Annotated in this window: 14 protein-coding genes; 10 read left to right on the top strand and 4 right to left on the bottom strand. The window is 68.7% G+C overall.

The annotated features are described in order from the left end of the window. The first annotated feature begins 49 nt into the window (after nt 1-49). From H6717_26200 to H6717_26185, 4 genes are all read left to right on the top strand, one after another. Nucleotides 50-1,678, top strand: coding sequence for a hypothetical protein (locus tag H6717_26200; protein MCB9580550.1), 1,629 nt, complete (start codon nt 50-52; stop codon nt 1,676-1,678). 86 nt (nt 1,679-1,764) lie between these two features. Beyond that, nucleotides 1,765-2,553: an ABC transporter permease gene (locus H6717_26195; GenBank protein MCB9580549.1), complete on the top strand. Its 789-nt coding sequence runs from the start codon at nt 1,765-1,767 to the stop codon at nt 2,551-2,553. A 3-nt stretch (nt 2,554-2,556) separates the two neighbouring features. Then, nucleotides 2,557-3,405 carry an ABC transporter permease gene (locus H6717_26190; protein ID MCB9580548.1) on the top strand — a complete coding sequence of 283 codons (849 nt, stop codon included), beginning with the start codon at nt 2,557-2,559 and terminating at the stop codon, nt 3,403-3,405. Nucleotides 3,406-3,453: 48 nt separating this feature from the next. Next, nucleotides 3,454-3,906 (top strand): hypothetical protein, encoded by a 453-nt coding sequence (locus H6717_26185; GenBank protein MCB9580547.1) that lies wholly within the window; start codon nt 3,454-3,456, stop codon nt 3,904-3,906. Between the two features lie 758 nt (nt 3,907-4,664). Here the strand turns inward: H6717_26185 and H6717_26180 are convergent. After that, a complete protein-coding gene (locus tag H6717_26180) occupies nt 4,665-5,372 on the bottom strand; it encodes a hypothetical protein (protein ID MCB9580546.1) in 708 nt (235 codons plus the stop codon). Between the two features lie 255 nt (nt 5,373-5,627). Between H6717_26180 and H6717_26175 the strand changes: the two genes are divergently transcribed. Both H6717_26175 and H6717_26170 read left to right on the top strand, forming a co-directional pair. Continuing rightward, nucleotides 5,628-6,371 (top strand): ATP-binding cassette domain-containing protein, encoded by a 744-nt coding sequence (locus H6717_26175; protein MCB9580545.1) that lies wholly within the window; start codon nt 5,628-5,630, stop codon nt 6,369-6,371. Nucleotides 6,372-6,401: 30 nt separating this feature from the next. Continuing rightward, complete coding sequence (locus tag H6717_26170; protein MCB9580544.1) at nt 6,402-7,424, top strand: MCE family protein; 1,023 nt, start codon at nt 6,402-6,404, stop codon at nt 7,422-7,424. A 2-nt stretch (nt 7,425-7,426) separates the two neighbouring features. On the opposite strand, the gene H6717_26165 is transcribed toward H6717_26170, so the two are convergent. Next, nucleotides 7,427-7,993 (bottom strand): hypothetical protein, encoded by a 567-nt coding sequence (locus H6717_26165; GenBank protein ID MCB9580543.1) that lies wholly within the window; start codon nt 7,991-7,993, stop codon nt 7,427-7,429. A gap of 292 nt (nt 7,994-8,285) precedes the next feature. Here H6717_26165 and H6717_26160 point away from each other — a divergent pair, with 292 nt between their 5' ends. From H6717_26160 to H6717_26150, 3 genes are read left to right on the top strand one after another with little or no spacing between them, the layout of a single operon-like run. Continuing rightward, on the top strand, nt 8,286-9,050 hold the full coding sequence (locus H6717_26160) for a hypothetical protein (GenBank protein MCB9580542.1): 765 nt from the start codon (nt 8,286-8,288) through the stop codon (nt 9,048-9,050). Continuing rightward, complete coding sequence (gene pyrF, locus H6717_26155) at nt 9,047-9,751, top strand: orotidine-5'-phosphate decarboxylase (protein MCB9580541.1); 705 nt, start codon at nt 9,047-9,049, stop codon at nt 9,749-9,751. The genes H6717_26160 and pyrF overlap by 4 nt, the downstream gene beginning before the upstream one ends. Then, a complete protein-coding gene (locus H6717_26150) occupies nt 9,744-10,484 on the top strand; it encodes an RNA methyltransferase (protein MCB9580540.1) in 741 nt (246 codons plus the stop codon). The genes pyrF and H6717_26150 overlap by 8 nt, the downstream gene beginning before the upstream one ends. Nucleotides 10,485-10,679: 195 nt before the next feature. Here the strand turns inward: H6717_26150 and H6717_26145 are convergent, their stop codons facing one another. Beyond that, complete coding sequence (locus tag H6717_26145; GenBank protein MCB9580539.1) at nt 10,680-11,780, bottom strand: cysteine desulfurase; 1,101 nt, start codon at nt 11,778-11,780, stop codon at nt 10,680-10,682. After that, nucleotides 11,777-12,976 (bottom strand): hybrid sensor histidine kinase/response regulator, encoded by a 1,200-nt coding sequence (locus H6717_26140; GenBank protein ID MCB9580538.1) that lies wholly within the window; start codon nt 12,974-12,976, stop codon nt 11,777-11,779. The genes H6717_26145 and H6717_26140 overlap by 4 nt, the downstream gene beginning before the upstream one ends. 254 nt (nt 12,977-13,230) lie before the next feature. Here H6717_26140 and H6717_26135 point away from each other — a divergent pair, with 254 nt between their 5' ends. Next, on the top strand, nt 13,231-13,572 hold the full coding sequence (locus H6717_26135) for a peptidyl-prolyl cis-trans isomerase (GenBank protein ID MCB9580537.1): 342 nt from the start codon (nt 13,231-13,233) through the stop codon (nt 13,570-13,572). Nucleotides 13,573-13,587 lie beyond the last annotated feature (15 nt).

Here is a 13,587-nt window from a genome sequence, read left to right as displayed (position 1 = left end):
GCTCGCGAGCCGCCGGCTGCTGTGGAGTCACGCACAGCAGGCGCGCCGCGTGCGTTTCAGTGCCGACGGCGAGCGTTTGTACTGCGCCGGCGCAGGTCCCCAGCTGCTCGAGGCGGACAGCGGCAAGCGGATCTGGCAGCGCGACGGCGACGCCTCGGCTCTCGCCGTGTGCCCCGAAGAACGCAGCGTGGCCGTGATGGGCTTCTTCGGCGACGTCGAGGTGCTCGAGGCGGACAGCGGCAAGCTGCGCTTCGGCCTCGATCCGCAGCGCGCCGACGCCGCCCTCGACTTCCTGGACGCCGACACCCTCGCCTGCGCCAGCGTCAGCGCCATCGCCTGCTATGACGCACGGCGCGGCACCGAGCTGACGACGCAGGACGGACACCTCGGCGAGATCCGCCGTGTGGTCGTCGCCGACGACGGCCGGCTCGCCGTCAGCGCCTCCATCGATCACTCCACGCGGCTGTGGGACGTCGAGGGCGCACGTGAGGTCGTGATCGCCGAGCACGACAACACCGTCGACGACGTGGCCATCGCGCCCGACGCCAGCCTCTGGGTCAGCACCTCCGCCGACGACACGGTGCGGGTCTGGCGAGCCTCCGACGGGCGCCAAGAAGCCGTGTTCCGTACCAACCCGATGCTCAGCGACGCGGGCGTCGCCCTGTCACCCCAAGGCGAATCGGTCGCCTACACGACGCGGGGCGCGGTGGTGGTGCTACGGCTCGAAGATCGCCAATCGATCGCCCAAGTCGGCTGCGACGAGCCGCTCCGAGTCGCCTTTCTCGACGACACCACGCTGGTGATCCTCGAGCCGAAGCGGCTCTCGATCGTCGACTACGTGGCTCAGACCGCCCGTGCGACGCGGCCCGGTGACTACTCGAAAGTGCTCGCGCTGGCGCCGGATCGCAGCCTCCTCGCCGTACGAGATAGCGACGCGTTGGTGCTCCTCGACTCCCGGCGCCTGGAGGTCCGCCGCCCGATCCCGGCGTTCCTGGCAGTGGACGCCGCGTTCTCCCGAGCCGGCGTGCTGGCCGTCGCGCCGTTCGACGCCCCCGTGCTGCTGTGGGACCTGGGCGCCGGTCAGAGTCTTGGTCGGCTGCACCTGGAGGGGCGCGCGTCGGCCCTCGCCTTCGTGAACGATCGGAAGCTCTTGGTCGGCTTCCGCGACGGCAGCCTCGAGACGGTCGAGGTGCCCCTCACGGAACGTCAACAGAACGCCGCGCGGCAGCGCGAGCGTTCCGAACGAGAATCCGTCGTGCTCGGCCTGATGCGCGAGCTCGGTCTCCGCACTACATCCGGCTACCGCAACGCCGAGCGGCGCGGGCACTTCGATCCGGACGGCTTGGGTCTCCGGCTGCCCGAGCTCGCACCCCTGGACGTCCACCTGCGGGGCGGCGCGACGGAGACGGAGTTCGCTCTCGAGCTTCGCATCGGCTCCGCCGAGCTGCCGCCGCCGCCGAGCAGCTTCGCCCGGCTGGGCGCCTTCCTGCGGCAGCGCTTGGGGCTCGACGCGCCGCCGCCGGATCCCCGGGATGCGGCGTTTCACGCGCAGCACCCGGGCGTCGAGCTCCGCCGGGTGGACGCTTCGAGCGTGGTGCTGACGCTCCGAAGCCACACCCTACCGACCGCCGAGGCCGTGCTCGCGCTGGCAGCGAGCGGCGCGGAGCTGACGCGCTGATCCGGGCATCGCGCCGGACCAACAAAATCGGGATCCGGCAGCGCTTGTGGAGCTTTGTCGCAAAGATGCACTAATCTCGGCGGCGGATGTCCACCACCCGAGCGCTGACCCCCTTCGCCCTGCTCGGCGAGTTCTTCTTGAGCGCGGCCACCGTGGTGGGCGGCATGGGGGTGATGCTCGGACGCATCATGGTGCGGCTCCTGCGCCTGAACTTCGACAAGAGCGAGCTGCTCCGCAACATGTACAAGATGGGCGTGAAGTCGCTGCCCATCGTGGTGGTCACGGCGCTGTTCACCGGAGGCATCATGGTGATCCAGGCCGCCCCCATCGTGGAGCGCTACAACGCCCAGGGCCTGCTCGGCTGGGGTGCGGGCTTCGGCACACTGCGGGAGATCGGCCCGCTCCTGACGGCCTTGATGATCTCCGGTCGCGTCGGCGCGAACAACACCGCCGAGCTCGGTACCATGGTGGTCACCGAGCAGATTGACGCCCTCCGGGCGCTGGCCATCGATCCCATCAGCTTTTTGATCGTGCCGCGCTTCATCGGCATCGTGACGACGCTGTTCCTGTCCACGGTGTTCGCCGACGCGCTGGCGCTGTTCGGCGCGGCCTACGCGGGCCTCGGCATCTTGGGGGTGGACCCCGCCGTGTTCTACAACGGGCTCACCGCCGGGCTCCTGGATCTGAGCGACGTGAACCACGGCCTGATCAAGAGCGTGGTGTTCGGCATCGTCATCGCGCTGGCGAGCTGCCAGTTCGGCATCTCCACCAGCGGCGGCGCCCCCGGCGTGGGTCGCTCCGTGAACGCCACCGTGGTGGTGAGCGCAGCGGGCATCTTCATCCTGGACTACATCGTGTCCTTCGCGATCGGCTGAGCCATGTCGAACGCGGATACCGCCCCCGCCAGCACCGCCGTCGGCACCGTCGACGAAGACGCCATCGTCCATGAAAAGACGGGCGTCGCTGCGCTCGGCGCCGCGTTCTTGAAGCTCCTCGCCGCGGGTCGCGAGATGTACTCGGTGTTCGTCAAGACGCTGTACTACACCGCCCGCGGGCAGCGTCGGCCCGGCGCCATCGTCAAGGAGATGTACGAGATCGGCAATCGCTCGCTCGTCTTCTTGTGCGTCGTGATGGGCTTCATCGGCATGATCCTCGTGTATCAGGCCGGCGTGCAGACCAAGCGCGTGGTGCCGGATCTCTCCCTGCTCGGCGCCACCTTCCTCGAGATCCTGGTGCGCGACTTGGCGGCCAGCATCTCCGCCCTCATGCTCGCCACCCGCGTGGGCGCCGGCATCGCTGCCGAGATCGGCTCCATGGTGGTCACCGAGCAGGTGGACGCCCTCCGCATGTGCGCTGCGGATCCCGTGGACTACCTGATCAAGCCGCGCTTCGTGGCCAGCATCTTCATGACCACGGTGCTCGTCGTCATCGCCTGCACAGTGGCCTTCTGCACCGGCATGTGGACCGGCTACGCGTTCTTCGACATCAACCCCCGCACCTTCGTGAACATCAGCCTGGTGGACGCCGGTGATCTGACCATCGGCCTCAGCAAGTGCGTCGCCTACGGCGCGGCCATCCCGGTGGTCAGCGGCTACTGCGGCCTGTCCACCTTCGGCGGCTCCGAGGGCGTGGGCTGGGCCACCACCCGCGCCGTCGTGAACTCCTCCCTCACGGTCATCATCCTGAACTTCTTCATCAGCGGCGCCGGGTATTTGATCTTCGGGTGAGCGAACGGCTTCGCCTGAGGCCACGGAAGCGCAGGTATACTCGGCTCGATGCTGCGCTTCGCGGTGGTCGCATCGGTGCTGGGCCTGACGGCCGCGATCTTCTTCGTGGCGGCCAACGAGATCTCGGCCATCGAAACGCCGCAGATCTTGTGGGCGCTCTGCGCCGGCGTGTTCGTGGCCTTCATCCCGGCCGTCCTCGGTCATCCCAAGGCGAGCTACGAAGGCACCACCGTGAGCGTCGACCCACGCCAAACGATCCGCTCGGCTCCGTGGTGGAGCACGGTGCTCGTCGGTCTGGCGATGCTGGCCACGCTGAGCCTGAGTCTGGCGTTGCCGGAATCTGAGTTCGGCTTCGGCAGCCGCGCCGATCTCGTAGGCCGCCCGGACCGCTTCCGCTTCGTAGCGGTGTTCACCAGCGTCTTCTACGCCGCCTCCCTCCACATCGCGCTCTCGGGCCTCAAGCTGCAAAAGGATCTCCTGGACTACCTGCAAAGCCCATAGCCCCACCCCCCCAAGCGCTCTCCCCCACCCCCACCCCAACCCCCGCTCCGGCTACGCGAGCGCAGCGAGCGAGCCCCTCCGGCTACGCGAGCGCTGCGAGCAGGCCGTCTCCCGCCCGCGCGAGCGCTGCGAGCGAGCCGTCTCCCGCTATGCGAGCGCAGCGAGCGAGCAGGCTCCGGCTACGCGAGCGCAGCGAGCGCAGCCTCTCTGGCTATGCGAGCGCAGCGAGCGAGCCCCTCCGGCTATGCGAGCGCAGCGACGAGCCTCTCTGGCTATGCGAGCGCGAGCGAGCACCTCCGGCTATGCGAGCGCAGCGCGAGCCCCCTCTGGCTACGCGAGCGCACCAGCGACCTTTCCTGGCTACGGAGCGCAGCGAGCGAGCGACCTCTCTGGCTACGCGATGGACGGTCTTTGGCACGATCGAGCGAGCACCTCCGGCTACGCGAGCGCAGCGAGCGAGCCCTCTCTGGCTACGCGAGCGCTGCGAGCGAGCCTCTCTGGCTACGCGAGCGCAGCGAGCGAGCCCGCACCGCGACTCCGCCACCCGCCGTTTCCGCGCCTCACCAACAACCTTTCGGAATGGATCGCGAATGGGTAGGGACCCGTTCGCTGGAACCACATGGACGGTCTTTGGCACGATCAGATCACGTTTCTCCACTGAGAGGCGAGGGAGAACCCGGCGAGGCCGGGCGCATGCTTGTTCTCACACTGGAAGGGTCGCGCGGCCTTTCCGGATGGAGCGGTGTAGACCAAATCCCTCAGTGATTCGCCAAGGGCGAATCACTGAGCGGCGCAGCTTGCGGCGGCTTCGCGATCTTCACCGCCGTGGGCGGCGCTTTGCTGCACCACGCGTAGCAGCACTCCTTGAAGCCCACCTGACGACGCATCTGGGTGCCCGCGATGTCGAAGGGCGCCGCCTTGGGCGCAGAGTACACCGCGCCGTCCGGTGGCGTGACCGCCGCAGGGCAACGATCGAAGGGCTGGGCCATGGGCTCGCTGGTGCCGCTCTCCGGCTCGTCCACGCACCACGACTCGTGCATGGTGTGATCCGCGTCGCAGCGCGCTCCCGGCGGAATGTCTTCGCGGGCGGCGATCTTCAGCGGCGCGCACCAGCTGTAGCAGCAGGAGTGCCCCGGCGGCATGCGCCGGCGCGTGTGGGCGGTGTAGTCGGCGTCGAACAGCGCGACGGAAGGCTTTGGCTCCAGCACGCCCACGTGGCTCTCGATGCTGCCCGGGCAAGCCTCGAAAGGCTCTGGCGCCGGCAGCGCATTCTGCCGCGGCAAGAGCTCGTCGCAGTAGTACTCCCGCACTTCGTCCTGCCCGCACACCGGCGGGCTGTTGGACCACAGGCCGCTCTTGCCCGCCGCCGTCTCCGGCTTGCTCTCACCCGAGCCGCAGCCCCCAAGAGCAAAGAGCCCGGCAAGGGAGCAGAGCGCCAAGCGGCAGAGCCAGGGGGCGTGGGTCATGATTCGGGGGTCCAGGGAGGTAGCTGGTCGCAGGCCGACGTGCAAGAAACACAGCAACGGTCATGCCAAGTGCTTCCTTGGCTTCTGGGGGTTGGTTCGCCGCGGCAACCCCGCGGACGGCCGCGTTTGTCGTCGAAATCCGGCTCGCCACCGGCGTTGTCGCCACGGCACACCCTGTGCCACCCCGGACGACCTTTGTCGCCTCGCGTCGGGGCCAGAGGCTATAACACCCTGTCGCCTTCGCTTCGGTCCCGGATGATCTCCTTCAGGAACGTCAAGAAGTCCTTCGGCCCCAAACACGTGCTCAAAGGCGTGAGCTTCGACGTGCAGGACGGCGAGGTCTTCTTCATCATCGGCGCCTCCGGCGTGGGCAAGAGCGTGCTCATCAAGCACCTGATCGGCCTCTTGTACCCCGACGACGGCGAGATCTGGCTGGATGGCGAGGAGGTCAGCCGCTTCGACGAAAAGCGCATGTACGGCGTGCGGAAGAAGTGCGCGATGGTGTTTCAGCACTCCACCCTGTTCGACAGCATGTCGTGCATCGAGAACGTCGCCCTGCCCTTGCGCAAGCACAAGGGCATGAAGCCGAAGGAAGCCGCCACGGAGGCCCGGCGGCTGCTGCAGCACGTGCACATGGCGGAGTTTTCGGACCGTTTTCCGGCGGAGCTCGGCGACGGCATGCGCAAGCGGGTGGCCATCGCTCGCGCCCTCACCCTCGACCCTCGCTATGTGCTGTTCGACGAGCCGACCACCAGCCTGGACCCGGTCAGCGCACGGCGCGTGGACAAGCTCATCCGCGAGCTTTCCGACACCCTGGGGGTCACCAGCATCGTGGTTTCGCACGATCTCGTCAGTATCTTCACGATCGCCGACCGCATCGTCATGCTGTACAACGGTCACGTGAAGATGCTGGGAACCCAGGCGGATTTCCGCGCCTCCCCGGACGGGATCATCCAGCAGTTCATCAATGGCAGAGCCGAGGGGCCGATGGATGCCTGACCTCCGCCATCGCACGCAGAGAGGAAGCGCATGAGCCAGCGTTCCATCGAGGTCAAGGTCGGTGCCCTGATCATCATCGCCCTGGTGCTGCTGGGCGGCTTCGTGGTGGTGATGGGAGGGCTGTCCTTCGAGCCCACCTACACGGTGTTCGTCGACTTCGAGAACCCCGGAGGGCTGCAGTCCGGGGCGCCGGTGAAGATCGCGGGAGTGAAGGTCGGCACTGTCGACGAAGTGCAGTTCCGCGGCGGCGAAATCGACCCGGCGACCAACGAGCCGGTGCCGCCCATCCGCGTGGTGGCCCACATCGAGAAGCGCTACCAGAAGGCGATCTACGCGAACGCCCGCTGGTACGTGACCACGCAGGGCGTGCTGGGCGAGCAGTTCCTGGCGGTGGAGCCCGGCTCCAACGATCGCCCCGTGCTGCAGGACAAGGCGGTGGTGCAGGGCATCAGCCCGCCGCGCCTCGATCTACTGCTGGCGGAGAGCTACGAGCTCTTGCACCGGGCCTACGAGGGCATCACCAAGAACGAGAAGAAGATCACCGAAACCTTCGATGGCCTGCACGACACGCTGAAGGGCACCGGGGACTTCTTCAAGAAGAACGACAAGAAGCTCGACAACATCGTCACCAACGTGGAGTCCCTGAGCGTCGAGGCCAACGACACCATGAAGGCGGCGCGCTCGCGCTACGTCGACAACCCGCAGATCAATCGCATCATCAACAACGTGGAGCACACCACCGTCACGCTGAACAAGAACCTCGATCCCATGCTCACGGATGGGCGCCAGGTGCTAGCGGACACGCGGAAGCTCACGGGCACCCTCGCCTCGGACAAGCAGCTCAAGCGCTACGACAAGATCACCAGCGACGTGAGCGACACCACTGGCCGGGCCCGCCTGGCGGCGGCGGACGCCCAGGCGTTGGTTGCTCACATCAAGCGGGGCAAGGGAACCGTCGGCGCGCTGGTCATGGACGAAGCGGTGTACGACGATCTGCAGGAGATGCTTCGCGACCTGAAGCACAACCCCTGGAAGTTCTTCTGGCGTGAGTGACGTCAGTCGGTCGAGGCGTCCGCGCTGCCGCCGCCGGTAGCGCCGGTTCCGCCGCTGCCGCTCGCGCCGCCGGTGCCACCGGTCGCGCCCGTACCGCCGGTGCCACCCGTGGCGCCGGTCCCGCCCGTACCGCCGGTCGCGCCGGTGCCACCGGTTCCGCCCGTTGCACCGGTTCCGCCCGTTGCACCGGTTCCGCCCGTGCCACCGGTCCCGCCCGTTCCGCCCGTTCCGCCCGTGGCCCCGGTGCCGCCGCTGCCCGCCACGCCGCCAGTGCCGCCGGTTGCGCCAGCGCCAGCGACGCCGCCCGCTCCCGCGGCTCCTGCCGCACCGCCCGCTCCCGACTCCGGTGGCGGTCCTGCAGGGCCGTCTATGGTGTTCACGATCTTGTTGGGATCGCTCTCACACTTGCCGTCAAAGCAGAACAGCCCTTCTTGGCAGTCGTCTGCGCGGAAGCAATCTTCGCCCAGCCCGGCCTGCTCCTGCGGTCCTCCGCACGAAGCCCCAGAGCTCAACAGCCAGAGCAGCGCCCCCGCCGCGCCCACCAGCGAAACACTCTTTTTCGCGCCCATGCGAGACCCTCAAGCTACGCGAAAAACCGATTGGGTCAAGCTGCTGCGACGCAGTGCGCAGGTGGGTGTCAGACACACTGCAGCACTCTGCCCGGGAAAATCCCCTCGGCCCCGCTCTCGAGCCAAAGCATCGCGGGCGCTCCGTGTCCCAGAAAGAGAGTTCGCTGGGCCAGCAGAACCATTTGGATTACATTTTCCGTGCCCAAGCCCGTTGACGACTCATCGTCCGGGTTGATAAGCGCCTTTTCTAACCCAAAACTCGCCCCCCGCCGCCACTCGGAGAACACCATCGATGGCCGAACAGAAGGAAAGCTCGGTTCTTTTCTCGCTCAAGGAGCTGATGAGCCTCGAAGAGGACCGCATCGCTCAAGAAGAGGCGGAGAAAGAAGCCCACGCGCGCGCCGAGATGGAGGCCAAGGCGGCCGCCGAGCGCGCTGCCCGTGAGGCCGAGGAAGCGCGCATGCGCGCCGAGGACGAGGCGCGGCGGATGGAAGAGCAGCGGCGGCGCGAAGAAGAAGCGCGCCTCGCCGCCATCCAACACGCCGAGGTCGAGAAGGCGCGCGCCGAGGCCGAGCACCGCGCACGCTTGGAAGCGATGCAGGCGCAGCAGGCGCACGAGCATCAGCTCGCCACGCTGAAGGGCGACAAGCACAAGAAGCGGCTGCAGATCATCGTCGGCGTGGTCAGCGCCGTGCTCATCATCGGTGGCGTCACCGGCGGCGTCCTGTGGAAGAAGTCGGCAGACGAAGCCGAGAAGCGCGCGGCGGCGTTGGAGGCGCAGCGCAAGGCCACGGAAGAAGAGCTGGCTCGCTTGAAGCGGGACTTCGAGGACGCAGCCAAGAAGGAAGAAGCGCTCAAGAAAAACCTCGCGAGCGCGAAGGACGAAGCCGAGCGCGCCAAGATCGAGGCACAGCTGGCCAAGGCGAAGAAAGAGAAGGAGAGCGCCGGACGCGCCCTCAGTCACTCCACCAGCGGCGGCGGCAGCAAGCCCGCCAGCGGCGGCGGCAGCAAGCCCTGCAACTGCCCCCCCGGCGATCCCCTCTGCTCCTGCCTGTGACCCCGCGACGCCGCCTGGCGTTTGCTCTCGACTACCCCACCCTCGCAGACGCGCGACGGGGTGCGGAGGCGGTGTGCGCCAGCGCCGGTGTGCTGAAGATCGGCCTCGAGCTGTTCGTGCGCGAAGGGCCGGCGGCTCTTCGCATTGGGCGTGAGCTCGACTGCGACGTGTTCCTCGACTTGAAGCTCCACGACATCCCCGAGACGGTGGACCGCGCCGTCGGCAGCGCCATCGAGCACGGCGTGCGTTACCTCACGGTGCATGGCGTGGGCGGTCCCCGCATGTTGGAGCAGGCCGCTCGCCGGGCGGAGGGCAGCGGCATCACGCTCTTGGCCGTCACCGTGCTCACGTCCTTGGACGCAGCGGATCTGCGCGCCGTGGGCGTGAGCGATCCGCCCGCGGAGCAGGCACGACGCGTCGCCCGCCTCGCCTTCGATCACGGCGTGCGAGGCTTCGTGTGCTCCCCCGCCGAGGTGGGCGCCCTGCGGGCCGAGCTCGGGGACAGCGCGGTGCTCGTCACGCCGGGCATTCGTCCGGGCGGCGGCGCCGGGGACGACCAAAAGCGAACCGGGCGCCCGGGCGCCACCATCCGGGCCGGCTCCAGCGTGCTGGTGGTCGGACGTCCCATCCGCGACGCCGCGGATCCCGCCGCCGTCGCCGCAGCGATCGTTCAGGAGATCGCCGACGCCTCGCATGACTGACGACCAACGGCTCATTGCCGGGCTCCAGCCGGTGCGTGAAGCCATCCGGGTCCACGGCCGGCGGCTGTCCCGCGTGGTGGTGGACGGCCGCTCCCTGCCCCGCCTGGACGCCCTGGAGCGCTTCGCCCGAGACCAGCAGGTGCCCGTGGTGGAACGCCGCCCGAAGGCGGAGCTCGACCGCATCGCCGGCGGCACGATGCACCAGGGCGTCCTCGCCTGGGGACCGCCCCTCGGGCTGACCGCCCCCGAGTCCCTGCTCGACGATCCGACCCTGGCCGCCATCGCGCTGGACGGCATTCAGGATCCGCAGAACTTCGGCGCCGTGATCCGAAGCGCCGTGGGCGTGGCGTCGGCTGCGGTGGTGTTCGGCGAGCACAGCGCGGCGCCCCTCACCCCCGCCACCTTCCGCGCTTCGGCCGGCGCGGTGGAGCACGCGCGGCTGTGTCGGCCGCGGAGCTTGTCCGGATTCTTGCGGGACGCCGCGGCTCACGGCGTCACGGTCGTCGGCCTCGACGCCCAAGCCACCGTGTCGCTCTCGGACGTGGACTTGTCCGGACCCACGGTAGTGGTGGTAGGCAATGAGCACTCGGGGATCGGACGCGGCGTCCGTCGCGCCTGCACGGTCCTCGCACGCTTGATCGAAACCGAACGCATCGACTCCTTGAACGCCTCCGTCGCGGCCGCCATCGCCCTCTACGAGCTCAAGAAACAGCGAGTGAAATCGGCGAGTTGAGATCCAAAGCCCAGGTGTCTTCGGAGCTTCTCCAACGACCCTGAACAGACGTCACGCGTGGAGCCCTCGGCGTTCCACTGAATGGAATGGCCTTCGCCCCTCGACCCGCGATCGAAAACCCGATCGATGTCGAGCACTTACGACCCCGTCGATCACAGATGGATTGAAGGGTCGATCTCGGCTTCGAGTGAAACCTCAGGTACTCGAGCTTTCACGCGTAAGTATGCGGCAGAGCACCGCTATCGCGTGATCCAGCTCGGAACGCGTGGTCGTCTCTCCGAGGCTCACGCGAAGTGCCGAGCGCGCCCGCTCGATGCCGTGCATTGCCGTGATCACCGGAGACGGCTCCGCGGTGCCCGCACTGCACGCGCTGCCGCTCGAGATCTCGACGCCCGCGAGGTCGAGAGCGGCGACCAGCTCGTCGCCGCTGCGACCGGGGACGGACAGGTTGCTGACGTGCCCCAGGCGGTGCTCCGTAGCGTTCCGCTGCACCCGGCCGGCGAGGGCCGTCTCCAGCGCGTCGCGCAAGAGCCCGAGCTCGAGGTTCCGCGCCGGACCAACATCCACCCGCTCCAAGGCGGCTCCGAAGCCCGCCACGGCCACGGGGTCGACGGTGCCGGGACGGAGCCCGCGCTCCTGGGCGCCGCCCTGGAGGAGCGGCGTGAGCAGTGCGGGGGAGCCCCGCCACACCAGCGCGCCAACGCCCTTGGGACCCCGGATCTTGTGGGCCGCCAGGGCGATGCTGTCGGCCTGGGCCCACTCGGCGGGGTCGAGCTTGCCCAGGGCCTGGACGGCGTCCACGTGGAGGCGAGCTCCCGCGGCGCGGGTGCGGGCCAGGACCTCCCGGACCGGCTGGATCACACCGGTCTCGTGGTTGACCGCCATCAGCGCCACGGTGGCGCCGGCAGGTAGGCGCTCGAGGGCGCGGGCGACGTCGTCGGCATCGATGCGGCCGCTGGGGGGCACTGGCAGCCACTCCACGGGGCCCGCGAGGGCCTCGGCGGCGCGCACCACCGAGGGGTGCTCGAGGCGGCTCGTGACCAGTGCCGTCGCGGACCGCAAGGCGAGGTTGTTCGCCTCGGTGCCGCCGGAGGTGAACACCACGTCCCGGGCGTGGGCGCCCACGATAGCCGCCAGCCGCTCGCGAACGTCCTCCACGAGTGCCCGCGCCGCACGCCCACGAGCGTGCACGCTCGACGGATTGCCCCACGCGTCTTCGGCGGCGCGGCGCATCGCCGCGATCACGTCTTCGTGGGGCGGCGACGTCGCGTTCCAGTCGAGGTAGACCCGCGTCATGCGCGAGGCGCGCGCTCCGGGATCACGAGATAGAAGGCCGAGCCCGTGAGCCGCTCGCCGGCGATGCGCTCGTCCGCCGGGGACACCACGTGCACGTCGCCGCCGTGGCCCCGTGCGATGCCCCGCACCACGGCCAGGCCGATGCCCGCGCCGCCGTAGGTGCGCGTCGGCGAGCCGTCCACTTGGTAAAAGGGATCGAACACGCGGGCGGCTTTTTCCGCCGGCACGCCCGGGCCGGTGTCCGCCACGCACACCTCGAAGTGCGCGGACGACAGCTTGCGCGCGCGAACGCCCACCACCCCGCCCTCGGGGGTGAACTTCGCGGCGTTGTCGAGCAAGTGCTCGACGGCCTGGGTGATGCGCTCGGCATCCGCGAAGCCCTCGAGCTTGCCCGCTGGCAGCTGCGTCACGAGGCGCAGGTTCGCGAAGCGCTCGGCGCTCTGACGCAAGGCCTTGTCCACTGCCTCCACCAGATCGAAGGGCCGGGGCGCGAACTTCATGCGCCCGGTCTCGAGGCCCGTCACATCCAGCAGATCGTCGATCAGGCCTCGCAGCCGCTGCACGCACTCGTCCACCGCCCGGAGGGCCTTTTGCTGCTGCACCGTGAGCGGGCCGAGCTCGGCGTCGAGTAACAGCCGCACGTAGCCCACGATGGGCGTCATGGGCGTGGCCAGCTCGTGGGAGATGTTGCGGTAAAACTCCTTGCGGCCCTGGTCGAGCTCCAAGAGCCGCTCGTTGGCAGCGCTGAGCTCGGCGATCTTCTCTTCCAGGTGGGTGGCGATACGTTGGCTCTGGAGCCGCAAGTGCTTGCCGGTGCGGTCCGGCGAGACTTCTTCGCGTCGCCCGGCCAAGTACGTACGGATCGTCTCGGCGAAGGAGCGCGCGTCGATGGGCTTCTGTAAGTAGCCGTCGCAACCCACGGCCAAGCTGGTGTCGCGATTGCCCTCGGCGGTGATGGCCACGATGGGCACGCCGTCCAGCTGGGGCTCGTTGCGGAGGCGCAGGGTGACCTCGTAGCCGTCGAGGCCGGGAATGGCGATGTCCACCAGAACCAGATCCGGGTGGTGGATACAGGCGAGCCGGATGCCCTCCAGGCCGTCGACGGCGTCGATCACCTCGAAGCCCGCCGGCGAGAGCAGCTTCCGAACCAGGAGCCGGTTGGCGGGGTCGTCCTCGATGTGGAGGATTTTCGGCATCTTCGCCGCTATCTTTGACTGCTCCCCCACCCCGCCGCAAGCGCCCCTCTGCACAGCGGGCTTGAAACCAAGCCGGGGTGTCTCTACGAAGCTCTCCGATGACGAACGCGAAGGTGGTGGTGCTGACGCTGGCCGCGGGCATTGCGGCGATCGGTTGCGCGGATCTCACGGAGCCCGGCCCCGGCGGAGGACCGGCCCAGCCTCCGGAGAACACGGCTCAGACGGCCGCGGCACAGCGACCCGCTCCGCCGGCCATGCCCGAGCGGCCGGCAGCGGGTGAGCGCATTCATGCATCGCACATCCTGATCGCCTTCAAGGGCGCCCGGCGATCGCAGGCCACGCGCAGCAAGGACGAAGCCAAGAAGCTCGCCGGGCAGCTGCTGGCGCGGGCCAAGGGCGGCGCGGACTTCGCCGATCTCGCCAAGCAGTTCTCCGACGATCCCACCGCCAAGGCGCGGGGCGGTGATCTCGGGACCTTCGAGCGTGGCGCCATGGTCAAGCCCTTCGCCGACGCTGCCTTCGCCCTGAAGCCGGGAGAGGTCAGCGACATCGTGGAGACCGACTTCGGTTTCCACATCATCAAGCGGACGGAGTAGCGTGAGCGCCGGAGT

Source organism: Polyangiaceae bacterium (assembly GCA_020633235.1).
Classification (GTDB): Bacteria; Myxococcota_A; Polyangia; order Polyangiales; family Polyangiaceae; genus JACKEA01.
The sequence above is the reverse complement of the archived record's forward strand: the minus strand, read 5'-3'. Positions and strand labels throughout refer to the sequence as shown.

Excerpts from the sequence above, each read along its gene's own strand:
- H6717_26195 (MCB9580549.1), top strand. The coding sequence starts at position 1,765 with ATGTCCACCACCCGAGCGCTGACCCCCTTCGCCCTGCTCGGCGAGTTC.
- H6717_26190 (MCB9580548.1), top strand. The coding sequence starts at position 2,557 with ATGTCGAACGCGGATACCGCCCCCGCCAGCACCGCCGTCGGCACCGTC.
- H6717_26185 (MCB9580547.1), top strand. The coding sequence starts at position 3,454 with ATGCTGCGCTTCGCGGTGGTCGCATCGGTGCTGGGCCTGACGGCCGCG.
- H6717_26180 (MCB9580546.1), bottom strand. The coding sequence starts at position 5,372 with ATGACCCACGCCCCCTGGCTCTGCCGCTTGGCGCTCTGCTCCCTTGCC.
- H6717_26175 (MCB9580545.1), top strand. The coding sequence starts at position 5,628 with ATGATCTCCTTCAGGAACGTCAAGAAGTCCTTCGGCCCCAAACACGTG.
- H6717_26170 (MCB9580544.1), top strand. The coding sequence starts at position 6,402 with ATGAGCCAGCGTTCCATCGAGGTCAAGGTCGGTGCCCTGATCATCATC.
- H6717_26165 (MCB9580543.1), bottom strand. The coding sequence starts at position 7,993 with ATGGGCGCGAAAAAGAGTGTTTCGCTGGTGGGCGCGGCGGGGGCGCTG.
- H6717_26160 (MCB9580542.1), top strand. The coding sequence starts at position 8,286 with ATGGCCGAACAGAAGGAAAGCTCGGTTCTTTTCTCGCTCAAGGAGCTG.
- H6717_26150 (MCB9580540.1), top strand. The coding sequence starts at position 9,744 with ATGACTGACGACCAACGGCTCATTGCCGGGCTCCAGCCGGTGCGTGAA.
- H6717_26145 (MCB9580539.1), bottom strand. The coding sequence starts at position 11,780 with ATGACGCGGGTCTACCTCGACTGGAACGCGACGTCGCCGCCCCACGAA.
- H6717_26140 (MCB9580538.1), bottom strand. The coding sequence starts at position 12,976 with ATGCCGAAAATCCTCCACATCGAGGACGACCCCGCCAACCGGCTCCTG.
- H6717_26135 (MCB9580537.1), top strand. The coding sequence starts at position 13,231 with ATGCCCGAGCGGCCGGCAGCGGGTGAGCGCATTCATGCATCGCACATC.